General features: G+C 72.1%; 24 protein-coding genes. 16 read left to right on the forward strand and 8 right to left on the reverse strand.

From position 1 onward, the window contains the following. Window positions 1–1,020, forward strand: a complete 1,020-nt coding sequence (locus AWQ68_RS18300; RefSeq protein ID WP_066941938.1) for an ABC transporter substrate-binding protein — start codon at window positions 1–3, stop codon at window positions 1,018–1,020. A 116-nt stretch (window positions 1,021–1,136) separates the two neighbouring features. Continuing rightward, window positions 1,137–2,123 carry an NAD-dependent epimerase/dehydratase family protein gene (locus tag AWQ68_RS18305; RefSeq protein WP_066941940.1) on the forward strand — a complete coding sequence of 329 codons (987 nt, stop codon included), beginning with the start codon at window positions 1,137–1,139 and terminating at the stop codon, window positions 2,121–2,123. Between the two features lie 8 nt (window positions 2,124–2,131). Here AWQ68_RS18305 and AWQ68_RS18310 read toward each other — a convergent pair whose 3' ends face one another. The 6 genes from AWQ68_RS18310 to AWQ68_RS18335 all read right to left on the reverse strand — a co-directional run bounded on the left by AWQ68_RS18310 (window position 2,132) and on the right by AWQ68_RS18335 (window position 8,852). Then, window positions 2,132–3,946 (reverse strand): glycoside hydrolase family 15 protein, encoded by a 1,815-nt coding sequence (locus tag AWQ68_RS18310; protein ID WP_066941942.1) that lies wholly within the window; start codon window positions 3,944–3,946, stop codon window positions 2,132–2,134. A 40-nt stretch (window positions 3,947–3,986) separates the two neighbouring features. After that, window positions 3,987–4,538, reverse strand: coding sequence for a hypothetical protein (locus tag AWQ68_RS18315; protein WP_066941944.1), 552 nt, complete (start codon window positions 4,536–4,538; stop codon window positions 3,987–3,989). A gap of 5 nt (window positions 4,539–4,543) precedes the next feature. Then, complete coding sequence (locus AWQ68_RS18320) at window positions 4,544–5,890, reverse strand: molybdopterin-dependent oxidoreductase (RefSeq protein WP_084464143.1); 1,347 nt, start codon at window positions 5,888–5,890, stop codon at window positions 4,544–4,546. 102 nt (window positions 5,891–5,992) lie between these two features. Beyond that, a complete protein-coding gene (locus AWQ68_RS18325) occupies window positions 5,993–7,558 on the reverse strand; it encodes an ArnT family glycosyltransferase (protein ID WP_066941947.1) in 1,566 nt (521 codons plus the stop codon). Further along, window positions 7,555–8,181 carry a TIGR04282 family arsenosugar biosynthesis glycosyltransferase gene (locus AWQ68_RS18330; RefSeq protein WP_066941949.1) on the reverse strand — a complete coding sequence of 209 codons (627 nt, stop codon included), beginning with the start codon at window positions 8,179–8,181 and terminating at the stop codon, window positions 7,555–7,557. The genes AWQ68_RS18325 and AWQ68_RS18330 overlap by 4 nt, the downstream gene beginning before the upstream one ends. A 20-nt stretch (window positions 8,182–8,201) precedes the next feature. Next, window positions 8,202–8,852 carry a glycosyltransferase family 2 protein gene (locus AWQ68_RS18335; protein WP_066941951.1) on the reverse strand — a complete coding sequence of 217 codons (651 nt, stop codon included), beginning with the start codon at window positions 8,850–8,852 and terminating at the stop codon, window positions 8,202–8,204. 357 nt (window positions 8,853–9,209) lie between these two features. Here AWQ68_RS18335 and AWQ68_RS18340 point away from each other — a divergent pair, with 357 nt between their 5' ends. Further along, window positions 9,210–9,524: an alpha-amylase inhibitor gene (locus tag AWQ68_RS18340; RefSeq protein WP_066941953.1), complete on the forward strand. Its 315-nt coding sequence runs from the start codon at window positions 9,210–9,212 to the stop codon at window positions 9,522–9,524. A gap of 280 nt (window positions 9,525–9,804) precedes the next feature. On the opposite strand, the gene AWQ68_RS18345 is transcribed toward AWQ68_RS18340, so the two are convergent. Further along, window positions 9,805–10,359 carry a hypothetical protein gene (locus AWQ68_RS18345; RefSeq protein ID WP_218006918.1) on the reverse strand — a complete coding sequence of 185 codons (555 nt, stop codon included), beginning with the start codon at window positions 10,357–10,359 and terminating at the stop codon, window positions 9,805–9,807. 693 nt (window positions 10,360–11,052) lie between these two features. Here AWQ68_RS18345 and AWQ68_RS18350 point away from each other — a divergent pair. The 8 genes from AWQ68_RS18350 (at window position 11,053) to AWQ68_RS18385 (ending at window position 19,281) form a co-directional block, all read left to right on the forward strand. Beyond that, on the forward strand, window positions 11,053–12,099 hold the full coding sequence (locus AWQ68_RS18350) for an iron-siderophore ABC transporter substrate-binding protein (protein ID WP_066941955.1): 1,047 nt from the start codon (window positions 11,053–11,055) through the stop codon (window positions 12,097–12,099). Between the two features lie 22 nt (window positions 12,100–12,121). Further along, complete coding sequence (locus AWQ68_RS18355; RefSeq protein WP_066941957.1) at window positions 12,122–13,159, forward strand: FecCD family ABC transporter permease; 1,038 nt, start codon at window positions 12,122–12,124, stop codon at window positions 13,157–13,159. After that, window positions 13,156–14,208: a FecCD family ABC transporter permease gene (locus AWQ68_RS18360; RefSeq protein WP_066941959.1), complete on the forward strand. Its 1,053-nt coding sequence runs from the start codon at window positions 13,156–13,158 to the stop codon at window positions 14,206–14,208. Before AWQ68_RS18355 ends, AWQ68_RS18360 begins: the two co-directional genes overlap by 4 nt. Before the next feature lie 44 nt (window positions 14,209–14,252). Further along, window positions 14,253–15,035, forward strand: a complete 783-nt coding sequence (locus AWQ68_RS18365; protein WP_245655967.1) for an ABC transporter ATP-binding protein — start codon at window positions 14,253–14,255, stop codon at window positions 15,033–15,035. 144 nt (window positions 15,036–15,179) lie between these two features. Next, a complete protein-coding gene (locus AWQ68_RS18370; RefSeq protein WP_066941963.1) occupies window positions 15,180–16,145 on the forward strand; it encodes an alpha/beta hydrolase in 966 nt (321 codons plus the stop codon). Further along, window positions 16,138–17,283: an acyltransferase family protein gene (locus AWQ68_RS18375; RefSeq protein ID WP_066942159.1), complete on the forward strand. Its 1,146-nt coding sequence runs from the start codon at window positions 16,138–16,140 to the stop codon at window positions 17,281–17,283. Before AWQ68_RS18370 ends, AWQ68_RS18375 begins: the two co-directional genes overlap by 8 nt. Window positions 17,284–17,293: 10 nt before the next feature. Continuing rightward, window positions 17,294–18,613, forward strand: a complete 1,320-nt coding sequence (locus tag AWQ68_RS18380) for a sensor histidine kinase (RefSeq protein WP_245655968.1) — start codon at window positions 17,294–17,296, stop codon at window positions 18,611–18,613. Continuing rightward, window positions 18,610–19,281, forward strand: a complete 672-nt coding sequence (locus AWQ68_RS18385; RefSeq protein WP_066941965.1) for a response regulator — start codon at window positions 18,610–18,612, stop codon at window positions 19,279–19,281. Before AWQ68_RS18380 ends, AWQ68_RS18385 begins: the two co-directional genes overlap by 4 nt. Window positions 19,282–19,348: 67 nt before the next feature. On the opposite strand, the gene AWQ68_RS18390 is transcribed toward AWQ68_RS18385, so the two are convergent. Continuing rightward, entirely contained in the window at window positions 19,349–20,209 is an 861-nt protein-coding gene (locus AWQ68_RS18390; RefSeq protein ID WP_066941967.1) for a MerR family transcriptional regulator, read from the reverse strand. Between the two features lie 103 nt (window positions 20,210–20,312). Here AWQ68_RS18390 and AWQ68_RS43585 point away from each other — a divergent pair, with 103 nt between their 5' ends. Genes AWQ68_RS43585 through AWQ68_RS18415 form a run of 5 tightly spaced genes read left to right on the forward strand, consistent with a single transcriptional unit; the run spans window position 20,313 to window position 26,233 of the window. Beyond that, window positions 20,313–22,571: an alpha/beta fold hydrolase gene (locus AWQ68_RS43585; protein WP_169808940.1), complete on the forward strand. Its 2,259-nt coding sequence runs from the start codon at window positions 20,313–20,315 to the stop codon at window positions 22,569–22,571. Continuing rightward, entirely contained in the window at window positions 22,568–23,794 is a 1,227-nt protein-coding gene (locus AWQ68_RS18400; RefSeq protein ID WP_066941970.1) for a metal-dependent hydrolase family protein, read from the forward strand. The genes AWQ68_RS43585 and AWQ68_RS18400 overlap by 4 nt, the downstream gene beginning before the upstream one ends. Continuing rightward, on the forward strand, window positions 23,791–24,348 hold the full coding sequence (locus tag AWQ68_RS18405; protein ID WP_066941972.1) for a YybH family protein: 558 nt from the start codon (window positions 23,791–23,793) through the stop codon (window positions 24,346–24,348). Before AWQ68_RS18400 ends, AWQ68_RS18405 begins: the two co-directional genes overlap by 4 nt. Continuing rightward, on the forward strand, window positions 24,348–25,346 hold the full coding sequence (locus AWQ68_RS18410) for an LLM class flavin-dependent oxidoreductase (protein WP_066941974.1): 999 nt from the start codon (window positions 24,348–24,350) through the stop codon (window positions 25,344–25,346). Before AWQ68_RS18405 ends, AWQ68_RS18410 begins: the two co-directional genes overlap by 1 nt. After that, window positions 25,343–26,233 carry a DUF1028 domain-containing protein gene (locus AWQ68_RS18415; protein WP_066941976.1) on the forward strand — a complete coding sequence of 297 codons (891 nt, stop codon included), beginning with the start codon at window positions 25,343–25,345 and terminating at the stop codon, window positions 26,231–26,233. Before AWQ68_RS18410 ends, AWQ68_RS18415 begins: the two co-directional genes overlap by 4 nt. The last annotated feature ends 6 nt before the right edge of the window (window positions 26,234–26,239 follow it).

Below are 26,239 nucleotides of genomic sequence, written 5' to 3' on the forward strand. Positions count from 1 at the left end.
ATGAAGAAGCACCTCGCGCTCACCGCCGCGGCCCTCGTCCTCGCCGGCGCGACCGGCTGCAGCGGGTCGGCGTCCGGAACCGACCAGGTCAAGATCATGGTCGGCGGCATCGACAAGGTCATCTACCTGCCGGCCAAGCTGAGCGAGCAACTCGGCAACTTCACCCAGGAGGGCCTGAACGTCCAGCTGCTCACCGAACCCGCCGGAGCACAGGCCGAGAACGTGATGCTGTCCGGCGACGTCCACGGCGTCGTCGGCTTCTACGACCACTCCGTCGACCTGCAGGCCAAGGGGAAGTGCGTGAAGAGCGTCGTCCAGTTCGCCGACGTGCCCGGCGAGGTGGAGATCGTCGCCGCGGACAAGGCGGACGCCATCACCGGGCCCAAGGACTTCGCCGGGAAGAAGCTCGGCATCACCAGCCCCGGGTCGTCCACCGACTTCCTGACCCAGTACCTCGCGGTCAAGCACGGCGTGGCGCCCGAGTCGTACACGCGGGTGAAGGCCGGGGCGGGCGCCACCTTCATCTCCGCCATCGAGAACGGCGGCATCGACGCGGGCATGACCACCGACCCCACCGCCGCGCAGCTCGTGACCACCGGCAAGGGCAAGGTGTTCATCGACATGCGCACCAAGGAGGGCACCCGCGCCGCGCTCGGCGGTCTCTACCCGGCGAGCTCGCTGTACATGACCTGCGAGTGGGTCGAGGGACACAAGGAGACCGCGCAGAAGCTGGCCAACGCGTTCGTGCGCACGCTTCGGTGGATCGACGCGCATTCCGCGCAGGAGATCGCCGACAAGATGCCCGCCGAGTTCAAGGGCGCCGACGAGACGCTGTACGTCAAGGCGATCAACGATTCCAAGAGCATGTTCACCGCCGACGGCATCATGCCGGACGAGGGCCCGAAGAACGTGCTGGAGGTGCTGTCGGCGTTCAACCCCGACGTGAAGGCCAAGAAGGACCAGATCGACCTGTCCACGACCTTCACCACCGAGTTCACCTCCAAGGTCCCCCAGTCCTGACGGTGCCCGGCGTCACGGCGGCCCGGTTATCCCCCCCGGCCGCCGTGACCGGCGTCGGCCACCCGCGGACACCTCAGCGATCGCGGCGGGAATGGGCGGCCGGTTAGTCTCGGTGGGTGAGAGTGCTGGTCACCGGGGCGGCCGGCTTCATCGGAAGCCACGTCGCAGAGATCCTGGGCGAGGCCGGTCATGATGTGTCCGGGTTCGACGTGCGCGACGGTGCGGACATCCGGGACGCGGACGCGCTGGACCGTGCGACGGACGGCGTGGACGCGGTCGTGCATCTGGCGGCCAAGGTCGGGCTCGGCGTGGACGTCGCGGACATGCCCTCCTACGTCTCCATCAACGCGTACGGCACCGCTGTGCTGCTGGCCGCGATGGCGCGGCGCCGCGTCGCGCGACTGGTCCTCGCCTCGTCGATGGTCGTCTACGGCGAGGGCGCCTATGACTGCGCCGCGCACGGCAGGGTGCGGCCGGGACCCCGCGCCGTGCGGGATCTGGCGGCCGGGTTCTTCGAGCCACGCTGCCCGCGCTGCGGCGCCGAGCTGACCCCGGCCGCCATCGGCGAGGGCGCGCCCCTGGACCCGCGCGGTGTGTACGCGACCACCAAGGTCGCCCAGGAGCACCTGGCCGCGAACTGGGCACGCGAGACCGGTGGCACGGCGGTCGCGCTGCGCTACCACAATGTGTACGGTCCACGGATGCCCAGGGACACTCCGTACTCCGGTGTGGCCGCGATCTTCCGATCCGCGCTGGAGGCGAGGCGGGCGCCGACGGTGTTCGAGGACGGCGGGCAGCTGCGTGACTTCGTCCACGTGCGTGATGTCGCCCGTGCGAACGCCGCCGCGCTCGACGCCGGGGTGCCCGGCGCGTTGGCCGCGTACAACATCGCCAGCGGAGAACCGCACACCGTCGGTGAGCTGGCGGCCGCGCTCGCCGCGGAACGCGGCGGCCCCGAACCGTTGATCACCGGCGAGTACCGGCTGGGAGACGTGCGGCACATCGTCGCCTCGCCGGACCGGGCGGCGGCGCAGCTCGGATTCCGCGCCCGCGTCGGCTTCGCGGCCGGGATGAGGGAGTTCGCCACCGCGCCGCTCGGCTGAACCGCCCGTCACGGGCACGACGGCCGGCCCACGTCGCCGATCGCCCGGGCGGCGTTGATCAGGCCGATGTGGCTGAACGCCTGGGGGAAGTTCCCGATCGGCTCCCCGGTGGCCTGGTCCACCTCCTCGGCCAGCAGGCCGACGTCGTTGGCGTGCGAGGCCGCGGTACGGAACACCCGCTCACCACGTCCGGCCTGGCCGGTGAGAGCCAACGCGTGGGCGAGCCAGAAGGTGCACAGCAGGAACGTCCCCTCGTGGCCGGTGAGCCCGTCGCGGGTACGGTAGCGGAGCACCAGCCCACGCCTGTCCGCCAGCCGCGTCGCGACGGCTTCCACAGTCGACCGCACACGCGGGTCGTCGCCGGGCAGGAACCCCACCAGCGGGAGCATCAGCGCCGACGCGTCCAGATCCGTCCCGTCGAGTACCTGGGTGAACGCGCCCGCGTCCTCGTTCCAGCCCCGGGTGAGGATCGCGGCCCGGATCCGCTCGCGCGTGTCTTCCCAGAAGGGCACCCTGTCGGCGGCCCCGAGAGCAGGAGCCAGGGCGACGGCCCTGTCCAGGGCGACCCAGCACATGAGTTTTGAATGCAGGAAATGCCGGCTTGGACCGCGTATCTCCCACATACCCTGGTCGGGTTCCTGCCAGCGGCGCGCGGCCGATTCGGCCGCGCCGAGCAGGAAGGAGCGCGTGAGCGGGTCGAACCGGCCGGGGGAAAGCTCGTGGGCCGCGTCGAGCAGTTCACCGTAGACGTCGAGCTGACGCTGGCGCCAGGCGTCGTTGCCGATCCTGACCGGGGCGCTGCCGCGCCACCCGGTCAGGTGCGGCAGGGTCCTCTCGCTCAGATCGCGTTCGCCGCCCACGCCGTACATGATCGGCAGGTCGGTGTCGTGGTCGAGCAGACCGGCCGCGGCGCCGGCGAGGAAGGAGAAGAACGCGGTCTCCTCCTTCTCGCATGCGGCGGTGGCGAGCGCCTGCAGGGTGAGGCTGGCATCCCGTACCCAGGTGTAGCGGTAGTCCCAGTTCCGCTCGCCGCCGACGCACTCGGGCAGCGAGGTGGTCGCGGCGGCGACGATGGCGCCGGTGGGAGCGAAGGTCAGCGCGCGCAACACCCGCCCGCTGTGCCCGACCAGTTCCTGCCAGGGGCCCTGGTAGCGCGCGTGCGCACGAGACCAGGAGCGCCAGCCCTGCGCCGTGTCCCCGATCCGGCGGTGGACGCGCCACGGGCGCCAGCACGGCGGGGCCGGCTCCCAGACCGGCCCGATGCGCAGGGCGAGGCCGAGCCGCTGTCCGGCGCGCAGCGTGACCGTGGCCCGCGCGGTGGCGTCGCGCACCCGCAGCTCGACCGGGCACGACAGGGTCAGCACCTGGGCTCCTCCTCGCGCCACCAGCCCGCCGCGCACCGGTTCCATCAGGGGTCGGATGAGCCCGAACTCGGGTCGGGGGGCGAAGTCCACGGTGATCGGCACCTGTCCTTCGACGCAGGTCACCTCGCGCAGGAGGGCGCTCGGCGAGGCCGCGCCGAGCGCGTGCCCGCGTTCCCGGCGGCCGAGGGCGAGCGTGTCGCGGAGCACCGCGATCCCGGTCGCGGTGCGGAAGGTCGTCTCGACCACGAGGGTGTCGTCCAGGTACCTGCGGGTGATCTCAGCCGGGCAGGCCGGGCCGACGCACCAGTGCCCGGCGTTCTCGTCCAGCAACCGGGCGAAGATCGCCGGGCTGTCGAAACGGGGAGAGCACAACCAGTCGACCGAGCCGTCCGATGAGACCAGGGCCGCTGACCGGCAGTCCGACAGCAAGGCGTAGTCGCTGATCGCTCGCGTACTCACACAGGCACCTCGTCCGGTTGGTTGCGTGTCGGGCGACCGGTCACCCCTGTCCGGGACCGGGTGGGCCGTCCGGTCGTGCGGCGGATCCCTTCCTCTCAGGCTGCGCCCGCCGGCGCAGCCTGACGGCGTAGGCCAGCGCCGATCCGGCGAAGAGCAGGCCGGTCACCAGGAGCCACCGTCCCAGGTAGGGGGTCGTGTCCAGCGCCACCGACCTCCGGTACCCGTCCTGGGACAGGCGGAGGATCAGCGGGAACCAGACAAGCAGCAACAGTGCCGACAGGGCGAGGGGAACGCGCAGGTAGTTGATCCACGGCGGCGGGTGGGAGAGCGCGGCCGACGGCCGCACACGACGCCAGGGTCGCCACCGCACGGCGATGTCGGCGACGGCGTACAGAGGATAGAGCACAAGGTCATGGATGATCGCCGCGCCGACGAACCACACGACGAAGCCCACCCAGATGCCGGCCACGACGACGCGGCTCGCGGCGTAGCCGGCCAGCGTGAAGCAGGCGAGCAGCGCGAGCAGGTGCAGCGGGTCGGCGCCGTAACGGCCGGCGGCCCACTGCCGCAGGGCACGCGCCCGGGAGGCCATCGCCGTCACCCGCTCGGAGGCCGGAAGGTGAGCCTGCGCACCCACTTGGTGTTGTGCACGCCGGGCGCGTTGGGGACGATGATCCGGGCCGGATAGCCGTGGTCGAGGGAGAGATCCGCACCGTTGACCCGTAAGGCCAGCAGGGAGCGGTGGTCGGCCACCTGCCTGGCGCTCAGCGACGCCTCGGAGAACGCGCCGCCACGTTCCAGCGACTCCACGTAGGCCTCGACGCGGCCCGGGACCGCCCCCGCGAGCCGGGCGAGGTCGGCGAGGCGCGGGCCGGTCCAGGTCTGCTGGGTCGACCAGCCCTCCACGCACGCGATGGGCAGCGCGTAGGTGTACTGCGGCAGCGCCAGCAGTTCCGCGCGTGACAGCCGCAGGTCGGTCCCGGCCAGTTCCAGCCGCCAGCCGGGACCGGTGCTCATCGGGTCGACGCCCATGGCGGACGCGGACTTGTTCACCTGGAAGTCGTTCGGCCCCAGACCGTACATGCGTCCATGCGGGGCGAGCAGGGCGGTGCGGCGCAGCGGCCCGTCCAGTGTCTGCCCCACGGACAGACCGAAGATCAGCAGGGAGCCGCCGCCGACGAAGCCGAGGAGACCGCGCCGGGAGAGGCTGGGCTCCGCGGGACGGGTGGCCACCAGGCCGTCGGGGTCGGGCGGCTCCGGCCTTGTGCCGTCCAGGCCGGTGCGGAGTTCGCGGCGCAGGCTCCGCGACCGCAGTGCGCTGACCATCCGCGGCAGCTTGAGCGCGACGTGTACGGCGAACGCGGCGATGAAGATCCACGCTCCGTAGAGGTGCGCCGGATAGAAGGAGAACGGGAACACGGTGTAGAAGAGCTGGATGTTGAGCACACCGGTCACGAACTCGAACACCGCGCCGCCGACGAGCAGCAGCAGGCTGGCGCGTTCGACGGCCATGGCCAAAGAGCGGGTCGGCGGCCACGTGAACAGTTTGGGGATGACCGACCACAGCTTGGCCAGCAGCACGGGGATGAGCGTCAGACCGAGGATGACGTGGGCTCCCTGCGTGACCCGGTACAGCCACGCGGGCCAGGTCGGCCAGTCGAAGAAATAGAACCCGAGCAGGCCCCTCTCCGGTGTCGTGTCGTTGCCGGGCAGCCACGGGTTGTACGCGGCGTACGACAGCAGGCCGGTGATCGCGATGATCGGGATGCCGACCAGCAGGACCAGACCGAACACCGAGGTCAACCAGGAACCACGCAGCGGACTGCGCCAGAAGTCCGGCCGGAACGGCCCGGGCGGTGGATGCGATCCCAACCACGCGCCGCCCCTCCGCCACACGGACTCGCCGCCCTCGCGCCCCTGCTCTTCGCCCGGCTGATCTGGCACCGGATCACCACCCCCGCGTCGGCGGCCGACGGTATTCGCGCACGAACACCGGCCTACTAGAAATATCCAGACATGCCCCTTTCGCGTATTGTAGCGACACGATTACGCTCCGGCACGCCGGGTCAGTTCAACCGCGAGCCGGTGAAAGGCCGCCGAGCAGGACGCGCCGCCGACGGGGAGCCACAGCTCGGCCGGCCGTACCCGGGGCCCGGTGACCGGACGGAACACCTGCCGAGGAACGCCCGCGAGCAGAGTCCCGGGGCAGCGGCGGTAGGTCCGGGCCAGGCCGGCCGGGAAACCTTTGAGGTCCTCGGGCTGCTCGACGACGATCGCCGCGAACCGCCGTTCGCCGATCGCCCATGCGATGGACCGGCTCAGCGACGCCTTGCCGGCGGCGCTCGTGCCACGCAGGATGTCGTAGACGGCTCCCCGATGGGCGACCGGCGGCTGCCCGGCCGCCACGCCGAGACCGGGATCGGAGAAGACCGCCACCCGACCGCCGAACCCCCGCACCCACGCGACCAGCGCGTCGCCCACGCGCCGGTCGGCGGCGGTGGGGACCATCCGGACCGGGGCGAACGTCGTCGCGGCCAGGAACGCGATCTGCAGCAGGACCAGCGCACCGGCCGTGGCACGGCGCCACTCCGAACGGGGGCCGCCCATCGCGACGCCGGCGAGCAGCGCCACCGCCGCGAAGGCGGGGAGCATGTTGTTGACCGCGCCGCCCGCGTGCAGCAGGCCCGCATAGCCCTCCGCCATCAGGGCGAGGCAACCCGCGCCGACGACCGGGGTGACCCTCCCCGCGGCGAGCAGCGCCGCACCGAGCGCGACCCCCATGACCGGGAACAGATACCAGATCCAGAACCCGGCCCACGCTCCCCGTTCCCAGGAGTGCTGTCCGAGCAGTTGGAAGACGTAGAACACGTACCAGCCCCGGCTTGCCGTACCCCAGACGAGCGTAACCAGTGCGACCACGCCCGCGAACGTCCCCGCCATGATCACCGCCAGGCGGCGGGCGGGGCCGCAGAGCAGGACCGCGGTGACCGCCACCACCTCGGCGAGCGCGCTCTGCTTGGTGAGAAACGCCGCGGCGAGCAGCGCCCCCGACACCACCGCGCCCCGCGTCCGGCGCATCCAACGGGCGCCGTACAGCCCCGCCAGGCTGAAGGCGAGGAACAGCGAGTCCACCCGGGCGAGATCGAACCACGCGCCGGCCGCGAAGTAGGTCGCGGCGTACAGTCCCGCCGCCGCGACTCCGGCGGCGAGATCACCGGTCTCCCGCTGGACAAGCCGGGCGAGCGCGACGAAGCAGCCCACCGACGCGAGCGACGACACCAGCCGGAGCGGCAGGTAGGACACTCCCAGGAGAGCGGCGGGGCCCGCCGAGATGACGAAGTACAGCGGCGGATAACCGTCCGGCACATAGTCGACGGTGGGGGCGGAGTACAGCGGCAGTCCGGCGCGGAGCCGCCACACCTCGACCAGCGAGTTGCCCTCCAGCCACTCGAGCGCGTACGGATAGTCCAGGCGGCGTGCTGCGGTCCACAGGAACACCGCGATCGCCGCGAGCCCCGCCACCGCGGCGAAGCGGCGGGCGGCGCGCGCGCCCGTCTCCCAGATGTGCGGACCTCGTGCGAGCGGCGGTCCCGCCTTCGCTCCGAAGCTCACGGGCGATCGTCCCACCCTGCGGCGATCCGGGCCAGGCAGGCGGCGAAACGGGTACCCGGCGCGAGGGCGGCCACCGCGGCGGCGTCCTCAGCGGTGTCGACGTCCCGCAGAAGCGGCAGCACGGCCACCCGCAGTCCGGCCTCGCGCAACCTCAGGAGCTGCGCGGCGCCGGTGTCCGGCGTGGAGACGGGGACGCCGCGCACGAGAGCCGGGTCCGGCACGCGCAGGCCAAGAGCCCAGAACCCGCCATCCGCGGCGGGACCGAACCACGCGTCGACGCCTTCCCATTCGACGGCGAGCAGTTCCGGCGCCACTTGCGGGGTGTCCATGCCGATCAGGAGCGCCGGCCCCCGCACCGCGGCGAACGCCGAGGCCAGCCGCTCGTCGAGTGGGCCGCCACTCTGCGGGATCACTTCGAAGCCGTCCGGCAGCCACGGCCCGGGCCGCCCCTCCAGAACCAGGACGCGGCGGCACGCGGGAACCGTGAGCGCCGCCGCGAGCGTGTCGGACAACGCCGCCTCGGCCAGCTGCGCGGCCTGCTCGAAGGTGTACGGCGGCACCAGCCGGGTCTTCACCCGGCCGGGCAACGGCTCCTTCGCGATGACCAGCAAGGTCGTGCGCATACCGTCCCCGCCCCCTGTCTTCACTGGGCGAGCACCTTGCGCATGTCGCGCACGGCCTGCCAGTAGCCGCGCGCGGTCCCGGTGACCTTCGAGCGGCCGATGCGCGGACGGTAGTCCACGTCGGTCTCGCTCACCCGCCAGCCGGCGTCGGCGGCGCGCACCAGCATCTCCAGCGCGTACCCGGACCGCCGGTCGGCCAGGTTCAGCGCGAGAAGCTCCGCGCGCCGGGCCGCCCGCATCGGCCCCAGGTCGTGTACGCGCACGCCGGTGCGGCGCCGTACGAGCCGGGCGAGTTCACGGTTGGCGAGCCGCGCGGGCAGCGGCCAGGCGCCCCTGGCGACGGGCCGCCGGCGCCCGAGCACCAGATCCGCGTCGCCGCGGAGGACCGGCCCGGCCACCCGCGGGAGCTGCCAGGGGTCCAGGGTGGCATCGCAGTCACAGAAGCACACCACGTCCGTGGTGGCCGCCAGCAGACCCCGGCGGCAGGCCGCGCCGAAGCCGCGCCGGGGTTCCGCCACGACGACGGCCCCGAGCGACCGGGCGATCTCCGCCGACCCGTCGGACGAGCCGTTGTCCACGACGATGGCACGGAACCCCGGCGGGAGGCGGCCGATCACCCATGGCAGCGCTCCGGCCTCGTCCAGGCAGGGCAGGACCACATCCACACTCATTCGTCCACTTTAAGCGACCGGACAATTACGAATCGTGATGGGCGGGATTGGGCGCGCGGCTCGGCGTGGGGTCCGCGCTTCGCTCGAACGGCATCACTGTCGCCCACAGCTGTCTCGCCGACAGAAGCACGTCGTTCACGCTGCGAGGTCCGGTCCGCCGTCCGCGAATTGGCTTCGCGTTCGGCCGATTCACCGACGTGCCAGACGCGTTCGATGCCGCAATGGCTGGTTTGAGGCGCAGCCCAACGAGGCGACGAAATGGCGTGGCCGGTTTGTGACATTTCTCTAGCGGTTCACAATGGCGTCCCGTAGCCTTCCCGCAACGCAAAAACGATCTTCGAATGAGGGGATTCAAGGATGCTGCGAGCGGGTTTCAAGGCGTGGGCCGTGGCCTCGGGTGCCGCGCTTCTGCTGGTCGCCGGAGCGGGCAGCGCGAGTGCGCAGACCGCACGCGCGACGTCGTGGGCGACCTGCGTGAAGAAGGTGGACGGGGGCCGGAAGATAACGGGCGACCCCTGGGTCAAGGTGAAGAGCGGGTGCGCCTGGACGTACAAGGTCAAGGTGGTGTGGAAGGCCGGACCGGACAGCAGGTGTTTCGACCTCGCGCCGGGTAAGACGGCCACGAGCGAGTCCATCCCCCTCGCTACATACCAGGGCGTGGCGTACTGCTGAAATCGCCGAGCCGGGTAAAAAATGGTGCGCTGCGGCGTACCGCGCAACCGCTGTCGACCTGATCAGGGCACTGCCGGATATCGGGACAGCGCGATGATGTGCCGCGGAATCGCGTGAAGGCAAAAGAGCCCTCCGGATATCTCACCCAGGGGCTCTTTTGCTTTTCCCGTCCCATCGACTCCGTCGCGGTGGCCGACCGGTGCGCGATTCCGATGCCGCGCAGGTGGACGCCCAGTGGTGCGGGAGCGAGTCTCCCTTCCTTCTCAGGAGGTGGGGCCGGTCAGGCGGCGCCGGGGATGGTGACGTTCTGCTCCTTGAACGGGTAGCCCGTCTTGGTGGCGTCACCCTGGAGGGCGTCCATGGAGCCCTTGCTGGCGTCGAGGTCGGCCGACGTGGCGGTGCCGCTCTTCAGCTTGTCCGTGAGGTTGGTGAAGTGGCCGGTGACCCCCTCGACGGCCTTGCACAGCTTCGGATTGGCCGCGGCGAAGCCCTTGGCGACCTTCAGCTCATGCAGGGCGAAAGCACCGGCCACCGCCGCCTTCAGGAACGTGCGTTTCCGCTTCTCCGCCCCGGCCTGGAAGCCACCGCTGCGCAGCGGCTTGTAGATGTAGCGATGAAAGGCACCCAGCGCGAGACCCGCGTGCAGCGCGAAGCGGGTCTTGGCGAACCGCTTGGCGTTGCCTCCCGTCGGACACGCGCCGGCGTACTCGCCCTCGGTGCTCGTGGGAGCCACCGCCTTGGGGGCGCCCGCGCCTTCGCGGGCCACGGTGGTGGTCGTGCTGCCGCCGCAGCCGGCGAGCAGCGTCACCGCCAGCAGAGCCGCCGCCGCGTTCACGCCGACAGATCGAATACTCCGCGCCGCCACTTCGTTCCTCCTATGGATGCCTGTTATCCGGCGGCGTACCGGTCCGCGATCGTCGGGGTTCTCGGATGCCGGACCGCCGCCGGTCGATGTGCTCATGGCCCTGTGTCGTCGAGTCGGGACGCGCCGGGCATCGGCACGACTTTCGTCCGGATGGTGGCTCCGGACGCCGCCCTTCGCTCGCGCCCGGCCCGACGAACCCAATCTGACAGGGCCCGTTCGACGTCTTCGCTCGGCCACCGTCCGTGGCTGGTCATGAAAAACTCAACACCTCGGCGGGCCGAGCCGCCGCCGGGCGTCGTTCAGGCGATCGGGTCGCCACGGCGCTCTCGGCCGGCCCGCCCTCCGGCGCCGACTCCGCCGGCCGGATCGGCCCGGCCACGACCATGCGGTTCAGCGGCGCGACCTGCCGCACCGCAGGCATTCGCGTACCCTCCCGGCCTCTTCGCGTGGCCGACCCGACGGCCGAACGCCGCCGGGTAATGATCCGGTCATCGACAGGTAGATTGCGCACGAAGGGCCGGTTAGGTTAGCCTCACCTAAGTGCATGGCCCTGGTGGTGACCTGCGCGGTTTTCCGCTCGGGCTCATTCCGCGGGGCGCGTACCTCCGCCTCCTCGCGGAGGGGAACACGACCCGCGCCGTCCGCAAAACGCAAGGAACATCGATGCCGTTCTCGTTCACCCGTGTGCGCCGCCGCGCGCTCACCGTCTCGACGATCGCCGCCGCGGCCGTCCTCGCCCTGGGGGCCTGCTCGGCGACCGATGAGAAGCCCGCCCCCGAACCGGCGAAAGCCGCGAGCGCCGTCTTCCCCGTCACGATCGACAGCGCGCTCGGCCAGGCGACGATCAACGAGAAGCCGGAACGGATCGTCACCCTCGGACAGGGCTCGGCCGAGACCGCGATCGCGCTGGGCCACACACCGGTCGGCATCGAGAGCTACCCGTGGGGCAGCGACAAGACCGGGTACCTGCCGTGGATCCACGAGGCGGTGACCAAGGCCGGCGGCACGCTGCCGAAGCAGTTCGCCGGCGGTGAGGACATCGACTTCGACACGATCGTCGAACTCCGCCCGGACGTGATCCTGGCCCCCTGGTCCGGCATCACCAAGGAGCAGTACGACATCCTCAAGGACATCGCGCCCACCGTGGCCTACCCGGGCGAGCCGTGGACGACGAAGTGGGACGAGCAGATCCAGATCATCGCCAAGGCGCTGGGCCGGCCCACCGACGGCGACACGCTGATCGCGCAGATCAAGCGGCAGCTCGCCGACGCGGCCGCGTCCCGCCCGCGGTACAAGGACGTGACCTTCTCCTACATCTACACCACCGGTCCCGGCACGCTCGGCGTGTTCCTGCCGGGGGAACAGCGGGTCGACATGGTCTCGGCTCTGGGACTCACGGTCGACCCGGTGGCGAACTCCTTCGAGGAGACCAAGGGCACCGCCTCCGCCCTGATCGGCCTGGAGAACGCGCCGAAGCTCGCGAACAGCGACCTGATCTTCACCTTCTACATGGACGACAAGACCCGCAAGGAGATCGAGGCGCAGAAGCTGTACGCCGCGATCCCGGCGGTCAAGCGCGGCGGCGTCGTGTCCAGCGACGACAACTCGTTCGTCACCGCGTCGTCGATCATCAACCCGCTCACCGTTCCGTGGGTGATCGATCGGTACCTGCCACTGATCGACAAGGCCGTGTCCACCCTCGACCGCTGAGCCCGCGGACGGCCCGTCGCCCATGTCCACCGGTTCCCTGTCCCGTCCGCGCGAGGCCGCGGCGAAACGCGCCGGCCTCGCGCGGCGGCTGTCCTTCCTGCTCCTCGCCCTGGTCGTGCTCGCTCTGGCGATCCTCGCGAGCGTCGCGTTCGGCAGCCACCCCACCTCGCTCTCCCAGGTGTTCGCCGTACTGAACGGCACCGCGGACCCCGACATCGCCGTCGTCGTGGAGAGCCGCTATCCGCGTACGGCGCTCGGCCTCCTGGCCGGGCTCTGCCTCGCCGTCGCGGGCACGCTCATGCAGGGCGTGACCAGGAACCCCCTCGCCGACCCCGGTCTGCTCGGCATCACGGCCGGCGCGTCCGCCGGGATCGTCACCGCCACGGCCTTTCTCGGCGCGTCCGGCCAGTGGGCCGCCGTCTGGTGGGCGCTGGCCGGGGCGCTCGCCGCCGGGGTGCTCGTCCACGTCATCGGAACGGCGGGATCCGCCGGCGGCCTGGTACGGCTCGTCCTCGCCGGAGCCGTGGTCTCGGCGGTTCTCGGGGCGTACGTGCAGGCGGTGGCGCTGAGCAAGCCGCAGGTCTTCGACAGCTACCGCTACTGGGTGGTCGGCGCTCTGGGCGGCCGGGACTTCGACGTCTTCGTCTCGGTGCTCCCGCCCGCCGTCGCCGGTCTCGTCGTCGCGGTGCTGCTGAGTTCGGGCCTGAACACGCTCGCGCTCGGCGACGAGTCCGCGGCGGCGCTCGGCGCCAACCCGGCCGTGATGCGTTCGGGTGGACTCCTCGCCGCCGTGCTGCTGAGCACGGCGGCGACCGCGGCGGTCGGCCCCATCGCCTTCGTCGGCCTGGCCGTGCCGCACATGGTCAGGGCGCTGGTCGGCGTGGATTTCCGGGTCCAGATCGCGTTCTCCGCCGTCATCGGTCCCGCTCTGCTGCTTCTCGCCGACGTGGTGGGCCGCCTGGTGCTGCGGCCGCAGGAACTCATGGTGGGCGTCGTGACCGCGTTCATCGGAGCCCCGGCGCTGCTCCTCGCGGTGCGCAGGATGAAGGGCGCCTCATGACCAGAACCCGCGCCGCGTCCCCGCGCGGCTTCGTCACGATCGGACGCGCCGTGGCGATCCCGGTCGCGCGCGTCTCCGTGGTCGTCGCGATCGTCACGGTCGTCCTCATCGTCGCGGCCGCCGTCGCCACGCTGTCACTGGGCCGGCTCGGCGTCCCCGTCACCGATCTTCCCCGTGCGCTCACCGGAGGCGCGGACGGCGCGCAGGCGTTCGTGCTGGGACGGCTGCGCGGGCCCCGCCTGGTCGTGGCCGTCGGTACCGGGGCCGCGCTCGGGCTCTCCGGCGCGCTGTTCCAGACCGTCACCCGCAACCCGCTCGGCAGCCCCGACGTGATCGGGCTCGCCGCCGGCGCGGGAGCGGGCGCCGCGGTCGTCGCGCTGTACCTGCCCGGCGTGCTGCCGGTGCCCGTCGGCGCCTTGGCCGGCGCCGCGGCCGCGATGGCGCTGGTCTACGTGTCGACCGGGACCGGCTTCCGCAATCCCGGGCGGCTCATCGTGGCCGGCATCGGCGTCTTCTCGATCGCCACGGCGTTCACGCAGTACGTGGTGTACGCCGTGGAGCGGGACAAGGCCGCCGTGCTCACCGCGTACGTCAACGGCAGCCTGGCGGCGCGGTCCTGGAGTCACGCGGTCACGATCTGGGCGGTGCTCCTTGTGGTGGTGCCGTTGGTCGCGCTCATCGCCGGACGCCTGGAGATCGGCGAGATGGGCGACGAACTCGCCGGAGTGCTCGGAGCCGGGCCGAGATCCACCTGGGCATGGGCCGTCACGCTCTCGATCGTCCTTTCCGCGGGGGCCGTCTCCGTGGCCGGGCCGATCGCCTTCATCGCGCTGACCGCCCCGCAGATCGCCAAACGGGTCACCGGACGGCCGGGCCCGCATCTGACGCCGTCCGCGCTGGTCGGCGCCCTGCTGCTGGTGCTGGCGGATCTCGCCGCGCAGCAGTCGCCCCTCCCGGTGAACCTGCCGGTCGGCATCTACACGCTGGCGCTCGGCGGCGCCTACCTCGGCCATCTGCTGATCCGCGAGTGGAGAAAGGGACGCCTGTGAACACTCCAGCTGAACCGGGCGGGAAAGGGCTGAACGTACGGGAGGTGACGCTCTCCTACGGCGGCGCCCCGATCGTGCGCGAGGTCAGCCTCGACATCCCGCACCGCGGCTTCACCATGATCATCGGGCCGAACGGGTGTGGCAAGTCGACCCTGATCAAGGCGCTGGCGCGCGGGCTGAAGCCGGCTGGCGGTCGCGTGCTGCTGCACGGCAGGGACCTCTGGACGTACCGGGGCAAGGAAGCCGCCCGCCACGTGGCACTCCTGCCGCAGACCCCGGTCGCGCCCGACGGGATCACCGTACGAGACCTGGTACGCCGGGGCCGCTACCCCCACCACACGCTGCTCCGCCAGTGGTCACCGGACGACGACACGGCGATCGGCTTCGCGCTCGACCGCACCGGCCTGTCCGATCTCGCGGACGCGCAGGTGAACGAGCTGTCCGGTGGCCAGCGGCAGCGTGCCTGGATCGCCATGGTCCTGGCGCAGCAGACGAACCTGCTGCTCCTCGACGAGCCGACCACCTTCCTCGACATCGCCCACCAGTACGAGTTGCTGGAGCTCTGCCGGGAACTCCACGACGAGGGCAAGACCATCGTCGCCGTGCTCCACGACCTCAACCAGGCCGCCCGGTTCGCCTCCCATCTGGTCGTGATGCGTCGCGGTCAGGTGGTCGCCGAAGGTCCACCGGCCGAGGTGCTGACCTCGGGGCTCGTCGCGGACGTCTTCGGGCTGGCCTGCGACATCGTGCCCGACCCGCGGACGTTCACCCCGATGGTCGTCCCGCACGCCCGCTTCCCCGCGAGTTCGAGTCCCGGCGCCGCCTGACGACCTACCGGCGTAGGAGCCCCTACTCGTAGTACTTGAGAGCTACGCGAGAAGTTCGCTCCCTGGCGGGACGCCGCCCAGGAGGGGTGGTCCATAGCTTCGGTTCCCGACGTACGAGAGATCCGTTACGGAAGGACCACCCCCATGGCGTCCACCCCGCTGCGCCGTGCCCTGCTCGCCGCGCTCGTCGCCGGGTCGGTGGCGGTGCCGGTGTCGGGCGCGGCCCGCTCCGCGGCCGTCCCCGCGCCCGTCCCCGCTGTCTCCGCCGCCTGGGCTCCGCCGCGGGCCGTGACTCCCCCGGCTTTGACCGAGCAGTACGCCGTCAGCCGTGCGGCCATCCGGGCGGCCGAGCGGACGGCCGCCGGTCACGGCGACCGGTGGCGGGCCGGGATGCTGCGGGCGCTGGCGGATCCGGCGCGACAGTTCCTGTTCTTCGACGGCCGTGACGGTGGCCGGGCGGCCGAGGTCTACGGCGACCTGTCGGCGGCGGAGCGGATCGCCGTGCTGGTTCCCGGCGCCGACACCAATCTCGACAAGTACGGGCTCCTGCGCGGCGGCGCGTCGCGGCTGGCGCGGGAGCTCGGTACGCGGTCCGCGGTCATCGCCTGGTTGGGCTATCGGACGCCCAGCACGGTGAGCCTGGCGGCGCTGACGCCCGGCCGAGCGGATGAGGCCGTCCCCGTTCTTCGGGCGTTCGTCCGGGGGTTGGGGGTGGCCCGGCCCGGCGCGCGGATCTCGCTGCTGTGTCACTCCTACGGGAGCGTGGTCTGCGCCCGGGCCGCGTCCGACCTGGAGGTCGCGGACATCGTCCTGTACGGCAGCGCCGGGGTGGCCGCCGGCGACGTCGCCGCGTTGCGGACGCGGGCGACGGTGTGGGCCGGCCGGGGTGGCGGTGACTGGATCGCCGGCGTGCCGCACGTCCAGCTCCGTCTTCCGTTCGTCACGGTCGGGTTCGGGGTCGATCCGGTGTCCCCGGAGTTCGGCGCGCGCGTCTTCGCGGCGGGTGACGGCGGGCACAGCGACTACCTGAAGGCGGGTTCCCCGTCGCTGGAGAACATCGCCAGGATCGTCCGCGGACAGCTCCCTCCGGTGGTGCGTCGTGGTGCGTGACCTCATCCGGCGGATCGACGCGGTGACTCCCGCCGGCCGCGACCGTGCCGTGGACGCGCTGCGCGCCCTGGCCGTCGGCGGTGTGGTGGTCGGCCACTGGCTGGTGACCGCCCTGGTTCTCGACAGCGGCACGGTGCGTACCGCCAGCCCGCTGCGCTCCATGCCGCAGCTCGCCCCCTTTTCCTGGACGTTCCAGACGTTGGCGGTCTTCTTCCTGGTGGGCGGCTGGACGGGGGCGCGTGGCTACGCCTCGGCGCGTGCCCGAGGCCGGACGTACGGACGGTGGCTGGGCGGGCGGATGGCCCGCCTGTCGCGGCCGGTCGCCGTCGTGCCGGCCGTATGGGTCCTGGTCGCCGTGGTGCTCCTCGCCTCCGGCGCCGGGCTGGAGACCGTGCGCGTGCTGGTCAAGCTGGTGTACTCCCCGTTGTGGTTCCTGCTGGTCTTCGCGGCGCTGACGGCGGCGACCCCGCTGGCGGCGAAGCTGCACCCGCTGTGGCCGTTCGCCGCCGTCGCGCTCGTCGACCTGGTCCGGTACGGCCTGGGCGGGCCCGCCTGGCTCGGCTGGATCAACGTGGCCGCCGGCTGGCTGGTGCCGTACTGCCTGGGGGCGGCGTGGGGGCGGGGCGGTCTGCGCGGCGGCGCGACCGGATGGGTTCTGCTGCTCGGCGGCGCCGCCGCCACCGCGGCGCTCATCGGCTGGGGCGGCTATCCGGTCGCCATGGTCGGGGTGCCCGGCGCCGCGATCTCCAACCTCGCCCCGCCCACCCTCGCGGCCGTCACGTTCGGGGTGGCCCAGTGCGGTGCGGCGCTGCTGCTGGCCGGCCCGCTGCGGCGGGCGCTGCGCCACCCCGTCGCCTGGGCGGTCGTGGCGCTGGTGAACCTGTCCGCGATGACGATCTTCCTCTGGCACCAGACCGCGATGATCGCGGTGACCGCCCTCGGCCTGCTCGCGGACGCGCCCGTGCCCGGCCTGCACACCGTCCCCGACAGCTCAGGCTGGGTGCTCGCCCGGCTGGCCTGGCTGCCGGCGTTCCTCCTGGCCTTGCTGGTGTGCGTGGCCGCGTTCGGCGTCCACGAGCACGGGCGGACAGTACGCGGAAAGCGCCCCACGCAGGAGTTGGAGGTGCGGCGTGCTTAGGGTGATTCCCGTGCAAAAGGGGGAGACAGGCGCCGGGGCGCGGTTCGTGGCGGCGCTGCGGGCGGTGCCGCGCAACCTGCGCGACGACCTGTGGACGACGGCGCATGACCCGCTATCGCGTACGGAGCGGCCCGGCTGGCGGGACTGGATGCCGGCGTTCGCGCTGGTGCTGGGGTTCACCGCGGCGTTGATCGCCATCCCCAACGTCAACCAGCTCACCGCGGTCTACGGGCTGAACATGTCGTACGCCGTGCTGCTCGGCGGACTCCAGTCGGCGGCGCTCGTCCTCGCGCTCGTCCGGCCGGTGCCGGCGTGGTGGGCGGTCACGATCGCCATGGTCATCGTCACGGCGCTCGCGGAGCCACGCGCCCCGGACGTGTTCCTCCCCTGGACCGGCCCCGGGCTCGCCCTGCAGGCCGGAGTGTTGCTGCTCCTGGCGTTGCGGGTCCGCCCGCGGGCCGCGGTCGAGGCGCTGCTGATCAGCATTCTGGTGGGACTCGCCGGCGGCCTGTTCGTCTCCCGGGCGCACGACTACGACATCGGTGCCGCCGCCGCGATTCTCACCACCGTGGTCGTGATCGGCGCCGCGCTGCGCGCCAGCCGGGTGGCCCGTACGGAACTGGTCATGCAGGAGGAGCTCACCGCCGAGGAGCGGGCCCGGCGCACCCTGCTGGAGGAGCGCAACCGGATCGCGCGCGAGCTGCACGACGTGCTCGCCCACCACATGTCGTTGATCTCCATCCAGGCGCAGGTCGCGCCGCACCTGGTCGAGGACCCGCCCGACGAGCTGAAGGAGAACCTCGCGGCGATCCGGGAGAACGCGGTGGAGGCGCTGACCGAGCTGCGCCGTGTGCTGGGCGTGCTGCGGTCGGAGGACCCCCTCTCGGAGGGGGCACGGCACACGCCGCAGCCCACCCTCGACCGGCTGGACGAGCTGGTCGGCAATGTGCGCGACGCCGGGCAAACCGTCACCGCCCGGACCACCGGTGAGCCACGTCCGCTGTCGCCGGGCGTCGAGTTGTCGGCGTTTCGCATCGTCCAGGAGGCGCTCAGCAACGTGATGCGGCACGCCCCCGGAACGGAGGCGCGGGTGGAACTCGGGTACGAGCCGCACGCTCTCGCCATCCGGGTCACCAACACCGCCCCGGCCGAGCCCGCCCCGCCTTCCCGGACCGCCGGGCACGGGCTCTTGGGCATGCGCGAGCGCACGACCATGCTGGGCGGCGAACTGGCCGTCGGGTCCACCCCCGACGGGGGCTACGAAGTGACCGCGATCCTGCCCGCCACCCCGCGGAAGCCGCCCGCCAACCAGGTTGAGGACACCCCGTGACGAACATCCGCGTACTGATCGCCGACGACCAGATGATGGTCCGCCAGGGCTTCACGGTGCTGCTCAACGCCGAGCCCGGCATCGAGGTCGTCGGCCAGGCCGTGGACGGCCTCGACGCCGTCGCCAAGGTCGCCGAGCTCGCCCCGGACGTCGTCCTGATGGACATCCGGATGCCCCAGCTCGGCGGCATCGAGGCGACCCGCCGGATCACGGCGCCGCCCGGCGCCGCCGTCAAGGTCCTCGTTCTGACCACCTTCGACCTCGACGAGTACGTGTACGAGGCGCTGCGCGCGGGCGCCTCCGGTTTCCTGCTGAAGGACGCCTCGGCCGCCGACCTGGCCCAGGCGGTGCGGGTGGTGGCGGCCGGCGACGCCCTGCTCGCCCCGAACATCACCAAGCGCCTCATCACCGAGTTCTCCCGGCTGACCGGCACCGCCCGCGCCCCGCTCAAGGAGCGCGTCGGCGACCTGACGGAACGCGAGTCCGAGGTGTTGTCCCTGATCGCGCAGGGCCTGTCGAACGCGGAGATCGCCGAGCGACTGGTGGTGGCGGAGCAGACCGTGAAGTCACACGTGAGCCGCATCCTGGTCAAGCTGGGCCTGCGCGACCGTACCCAGGCCGCGGTCTACGCGTACGAGACGGGACTGGTGCGCCCGTCCGGACAGTAGGTTCGCGGGGGTGTGGATCAGTCGTCCGGCCAGGTCAGGCCGCGTCCCGTTCCGTATGCCGACAGCTTCATGACCGATCCCGGTCGCCGGCGTCCTCGTCGTCCGGCTGTGCCGAGCGGACGATGTTGGTGGCGCGGGCATGCTCCCACGCGCCGGCCTCCAACTGCTCGACCCACAGCACGCGGGCCGGCTCCTCCCCCGGGTTGTCCCAGGCGAACGGGGTGTGAGCGGGCAGAATGACCGAATCGCCGTCCGCCAGGACGATCTCCTCCTCGTCGGGAAGCGTGACCCGCAACCGACCGGCCAGGACGAAGGCGAACGACTCCCCGGGACGGGCGTAGGCGCCGTGACTGGCCTCGCCGGGTGGCACGGTGAGCAGCGACGACTCCATCCGGTATCCGGGCAGCGTGAGCTCCTCCCAGATCACACCGCCGGCGAACAGTCCACGAGCGCGCTCGTCCTGGCGCACGACCATCGTTCCCTGGGCGCGGAACGTGGCGAGCGCGCTCGGCGGCACGAGCAGGGCGTCCGCGATGCGCATGATGAGCTGTGTGGAGACGCCGGTGTCACCGCGCTCGACCGCGCCGAGATGGGCGGGCGACACTCCGACCATCTCCGCGAGCTCTTTCAGGGTGAGCCCGCCGGCCCGTCTGGCGTCCCGTATCGCCCTGTTGTCCTCCCAGCGGCGCCTGCCCCCCTCGGGGGCGGACTCCTGGGCCAGGGACGTGCGGATCGCCGCCGGATTCCAGCCCTGTCTACGGCGCAGGTCGGCGATGCGCAACGCCCGCGCCAGATGCTCGTCGGTGTAGCGCCGCTGGCCGCCGCCACTGCGGTCGGGAACCAGCAGCCCCTGCGATTCCCAGACCCGCAACGTCTGCGGGCTCACGCCGACCGCCGCGGCGACCTCGCCGATCGTGCGGTACGTCATGGATCGCGAGTTTAGCGGGACGCCGGGGATCGACTATCGACAAACCTACATTTCTTTTGTAGGTTTCCCTCACCGTTTTCCAACGCTCTCGGTGGAGATGCCCTTGAGCAGCCACGTTTCCGTCTCCTCCCATCCCCACTCCACCTCCACACCCGCGCGACTCCTGCGCATGATCGAGGTTCGCTCCATCGACTACATCCCGTCGTCCGAACGTCGGGGCAAGGCCTGGCACCAGGCGCCGTTCTGGTTCACCGGCCAGCTCGTGGTCTCCACGATCATCGTCGGGTTCATCGGGCCCGCTCAGGGCCTGTCGGTGGGCCTGTCGATCCTGGCCAGTGCGTTGGGTGCTCTGGCGGGGGCATTCCTCATGGCCTTCCACGCCAACCAGGGCCCGACCATGGGCCTGCCGCAGATGGTCCAGTCCAGGGCGCAGTTCGGCGTCAAGGGCGCCGCCCTGCCGATGCTCGGCGCGATCTTCCTCTACGTGGGGCTCAGCGTGTTCGGCGTCGTGCTCGGCGGCCAGGCGATCTCGCTGGTGCTACCGGGCCCCCCGCTCATGTGGGGGGCGGGCGTGGTGGTGCTCGCCACTCTGCTGGCCGTCGTCGGCCACGACCTGCTGCACGCTGTGCTGCGGTGGCTGTCGTACCTGGTGGCGCCGGTCTTCGTCGTACTGACCGTGCTCGCCCTGGTCCACCTCCACCCTCAACCGGCCAGCGGAGAAACGAACACGCCGGCCGCGATGCTGGTCCAGTTCGTCGCCGCCGCGGGATACCTGCTGGGATACGCGGTCTACGTCTCCGACTACTCGCGCTACCTGCCGGCGTCCACCTCCCCCAGGGCGGTCATCGGCTGGACCTATCTGGGCGCCGCGGCGTCCGCGATCTGGCTGATGTCGCTCGGCTCGTTCATCGCCTCCTCCGTGCCGGTCGCGGACGCGCTGCCGAACCTGCGGGACATCGGCGACCGGCTGTTCCCCGGGTTCGGCACGTTCGCGGTGGTGATCACCCTGGTGCCGAGCGCGATCGCCCTGATGGGCGTCAACCTGTACGGCACGATGCTGTCCGGGGTGAGCATCGCGGCGGGTTTCCGCCCCATCGCTCTGTCGGTGCGGGCCCGGGTGATCGGGATCGTGGCCGGCGGCGCGTGCGCCTTCCTGGTCGCGCTGGCGATGCCGGACGCCTATCTCGGCGCCTTCAACGACTTCGTCACGATGGTGCTGTACCTGCTGGTGCCCTGGTCCGCGGTGAACCTCGTCGACTACTACTGGGTGCGGCGCGGCCGCTACGCGATCACGGCGCTGTTCGACCAGAACGGCATTTACGGCCGGTGGGGCGTCGCCGGGCTGGTCGCCTACGGGCTGGGCTTCGTGGCGATGATCCCCTTCATGTCCACCGGCTTCTTCACCGGCCCGGCGGTACCCGCGCTCGGCGGAGCGGACATCGCGTTCGCCGTCGGACTGCTCGTCGCCGGCGGGGCCTACCTGGTGGGCAACCGGGGCTTCCACCCGTCGAGCGAGCGGCCCGCCATCCTGGCCAGCCTGCGGCTGCTCGGCGAGGGCGCGCACGACGGCGAGCACACGGCGGACGACGTCGAGCGGCGGACCGTCGACACCGCGACGGGACCTCTGTCCGTCCTCCTGCGTCGCGGTGACGAGGGGACGACGCCGGTCCTGTTCCTGCACCCGGCCAACCTGTCCGCCCGCTGCTGGCGCATGGTGGCCGAGCGGCTGCCGGCGGACCGGGGGTGGATCGCGCTCGACCTGCGCGGTCACGGGGAGTCGACCCGATCAGGCACGTACGACGTCGAGGGCTGGGCCGAGGACTGCGCGCACGTCCTGTCCTCGCTCGGCGTGCCCAGGGCACACCTGGTCGGCGGGTCGGCGAGCGCGGCCGTCGCGGTCGAGCTGGCCGCGAGGCATCCGGACCTGACCGCCTCGGTCGTCACGGTCGGCGGCGCCTTCCGCCCCGTCGACCCCGAGGAGGGCGGACTGATCGAGGAGATCGTCGCGCTCGGGTCCGAACAGGCGCTCAGGCGCCACGCCGCGGCCGAGGCGGTGGCCGTGCCCGAGGCCGCGGAGGAGGCGATCGCCGACCTCAGCCGCAACGACGACGCCACGACGATCGCCATCTGGCGCGCGGCGGCGGCCACCGACTCGGAGCGCGCGGCGGCGACGCTGCGCCGCCCCGTGCTGGTCGTGGTGGGCGAACTCGATCGCACGTGCCCGGCCGAGGAGTCCACCTGGTTCGCCGAGGTCACCGGAGCGCGCCTGGAGGTCCTCCCGGGGATCGGCCACCTGCCGATGTACGAGGCCCCCGATGACCTGGCGTCGCTGCTGACCGAGCACCTGCGGAGGCTCTCATGAGAACGATCTATCGCGGCGCGGCCGTCCACGACGGCACCGGAGCGCCGCCCGTGACCGCCGACCTCGTGGTCGCCGACGGGCGGATCGAAGCCGCCGGGCATGCCGATCCCGCCACGCCCGTCGTGGACGTGTCAGGGCGCAGCATCATCCCCGGCCTGATCGACTGCCACACCCACGTCACGCTGCCGACCCTCGACCCGCTGCGGCTGATGAACACCCCGCTCTCCCACCGCTTCCTGGAGACGGGACGTACGCTCGCCACGACACTCGACCTCGGCATCACCACCGTGCGCGACGCGGGCGGGGCGGATGCCGGCATCGCGCAGGCGGTCGCCGACGGCGTCGTCCGCGGCCCGAGGGTGCGTACGGCCATCGCGATGATCTCGCCGACCGGGGGTCACTCGGACCCCTGGCGGCTGTCCGGAGTCGACGCGCGCTGGCTGTTCCCGCTCTACCCGGGCATGCCCGACAGCGTGGCGGACGGGCCGGTCGGGCTGCGCCGCGTGGTCCGCGAGATCGTCAGGGCGGGCGCCGACGTGATCAAGGTGGCGGTCTCCGGCGGGATCAGCTCGCCGCGCGACGACCCCCGGCACTGCCAGCTCCGCCAGGACGAGCTCGGCGCCCTGGTGGAGGAGGCGGGCGCGGCGGGCCTGCGGGTGATGGCGCACGCGCACGGACCGGCGGCGATCACCGCGGCGGTCCGGGCCGGGGTGGCCTCGATCGAGCACGGGGTGTTCATCGACGAGGAGAGCATCGCCCTGATGGTCGAGCACGGCACCTTCCTGGTGCCCACGCTCACGGCGGCGCGCGCGTTCCTCAAGGTCGCCTCGGCCGATCCGGACAGCCTGGCCCAGGCGAGGGAGGCCGTCGCGGTACACGAGACCAACCTTCGCCGTGCGCTGGCGGCGGGGGTGCGGGTCGCGATGGGGTCGGACTCGGGGTTCTCTCCCCACGGCCGCAACCTCGACGAGCTTGCGGCCCTGGCCTCGGCCGGTCTCGATCGGGCCCAGGTGCTGCGCAGCGCGACGTCGGGCGCGGCCGAACTGCTCGGCCTCGACCACGAGATCGGCACACTGCGGCCCGGCATGCGGGCCGACTTCTGCGTCGTGACCGGAGACCCGCTCGACTTCGCCGGGCTCGCCGACCGCATCGAGGCGGTCTACCAGGACGGCGTCCTGGTCGGCGGCACGGCGTTCACCAAGAAAGTAGAGGAAGAGAGATGACGGACAACGACGTCCAGTACATGACCCGTACCGCGTCGGCCGAGGACATCGACGAGATCCTGCGGCTGAACCGGGAGTGGTGGGAGTCCAACATCGGCTACGACATCCCCCGCATGACGGAGGTGTTCCCCTCGCCGGGCGAGGAGTACCTGATGTTCAACTTCAACGGCCACCCCTACTTCAACATGCGGGAGAAGGTCGCGCTCTGGAGCTACTACCGCGCGCGTGAGGACTTCGTCGGCAGGCCCGACGTACGGATCATGCGCCTGGAGGTGCGCGGCGACACCGCGTGGCTGGCCTGTGAGGCCAGGATCGACGAGATCGCGCTGGACGACGGCGAGCACGCGCCCGACACGAGGAACACCCTGCTGGTGCGGGCCACCGAGATCTACCACCGCGACAACGGCGACGGTCTCCCGCAGTGGCGGATGTGGCACACCCACATCAGCCCGCTCCCGCCGGCGGACGAGCCGCGGCCCGGGTTCGGCGACACCACGGAGCAGCGCGGCCTCGGCTGGGTGCCGTGGCAGCCGCTGCCCGAGCGGGAGGCGTGATGACCCGCGCCGTGCGTCCCGCCCTCGGGCTCGTGCTCGGCAGCTCGCAGTCGCCGCAGGACATCCTGACCGCCGCCGCCGCGGCCGAGCGGGCCGGTCTGGACGAACTCTGGCTCGGCGAGGACTACTTCTTCACCGGGGCCTTCGCCACCGCCGCCACACTCCTGGCCACCACGCGGTTGCCGGTCGGCGTCGGCATCGTCCCGGCCACCACGCGTCACCCGGCGGTGACCGCGATGGAGGTCGCCACCCTGGCCGGGTTGCACCCGGGACGACTGCGCGCCGGGATCGGCCTCGGCGTACCCGAGTGGCTGGACGCGATGGAGCTGCGTCCCCGCTCTCCGCTCGGCGCGGTGCGGGACACCCTGCGCGGGTTGCGCACCCTGCTGGGGGGCGGCGCGCTCAGCGGCGAGTTCACCTCGTTCACCGCGCACGAGATCAGGCTCGAACACCCGCCGGCGACGCCGCCACCGCTGTACGCGGGGGTGGGCGGGCCCAAGGCGCTGCGGCTGTCCGCGGCCGAGGCGGACGGCACCGTGCTGTCCGTGCTGGCGGGTCCGGACTACGTGCGCTGGGCCCGGGAACAGCTGACCGAGGCGGGAGCCCACGCCGGTCACCGGGTCGTGGTCTACGCCATGTGCATGATCGACGACGACCGTGACGCCGCGCGGGCCGCGCTGCGCGAGCTGTTCGGGTTGTACCTGCTCAGCGGACCCCGCAATCCGATGTCGGAGGTGCAGGGCATCGCCGACGAGGCGGAGGTGCTCGCGGCACGGGGAATCGAGGCCGCGATCCCCGACATCCCCGACGAGTGGCTCGACCGGCTGGCCGTCGTGGGTACGCCGGACGACTGCGCGCGCCGGCTGGCCGACCTCGCCGAGGCGGGAGCCGACGCGGTCGCGCTCGCCTTCCCGGCCGACCAGCCGATCGACACGATGGTCGAGCGGCTCGCCGCGGACGTGATCCCGCTGCTCGGCGCGACTGCGGGTGCGCGATGACGTTCTCCATCGTCGCCCGCGACGAGCGGACGGGACGGCTCGGCGTCGCGGCGGCCTCGCACTTCCTCGGCGTCGGACGGCTCGCGGTGTGGGCCAGGCCCGGAGTGGGCGCGGTCGCCACCCAGGCGTTCGTCGACCCGGCCTACGGCCCGCGCGGGCTGGACCTGCTCGCCGAGGGGAACTCCCCGCGGTACGCGCTGGACCGGCTGATCGCGGACGACCCCGATCAGGGCCAGCGCCAGGTGGCGCTGGTGGACGCCGCGGGCGCGGTCGCCGTCCACACCGGACGGCACTGCTACGCCGAGGCGGAGCACTGGACCGGGCCCGGCGTGTCGGCGCAGGGCAACATGCTGGGCGCCCCGGGCATCCCGCGCGCCATGGTCGAGGCCTTCCTCGACGCGGAAGGAGACTTCGCCGGCCGCCTGCTCGCCGCCCTACGGGCGGGCGAGCGGGCCGGCGGGGACGCCCGGGGACGGCAGTCGGCGAGCCTGTACATCGTGTCCGCGAATCGGGCCGAGCCGCCCGTCGCCGGGGTGGAGGTCGATCTTCGGGTCGACGACCACGACGACCCGCTGGAGGAGCTCGGCCGGCTGGTCGAGCTGCACCGCGCCTACGTGGACATCGGGGTCATCTTCACGCCCGGTGTGGTCAGCGGTGACCGGGCTCCGGAGGACGACGAGGTGGCGCAGGCTCTCGCCGCGCTGTCACGCGCGGCCGGGCTTCTGCCCGGACAGGCCGAACCGCTCATGTGGACCGCCATCGTGCTCGCCCGCGCCGGTCGGCTCGACGAGGCGGCCAAGGCGAGCGCGGAGGCTGTGGCCGCCAACCCCGATCTCGGCCGCTTCTTCGACCGGCTCCGCGAGCAGGGCGTCGTCCCGGGCGCCTGAGGAGGT

The sequence above is a fragment of the Microtetraspora fusca genome (genome assembly GCF_001570365.1).
GTDB classification, from domain to species: domain Bacteria; phylum Actinomycetota; class Actinomycetes; order Streptosporangiales; family Streptosporangiaceae; genus Microtetraspora; species Microtetraspora fusca.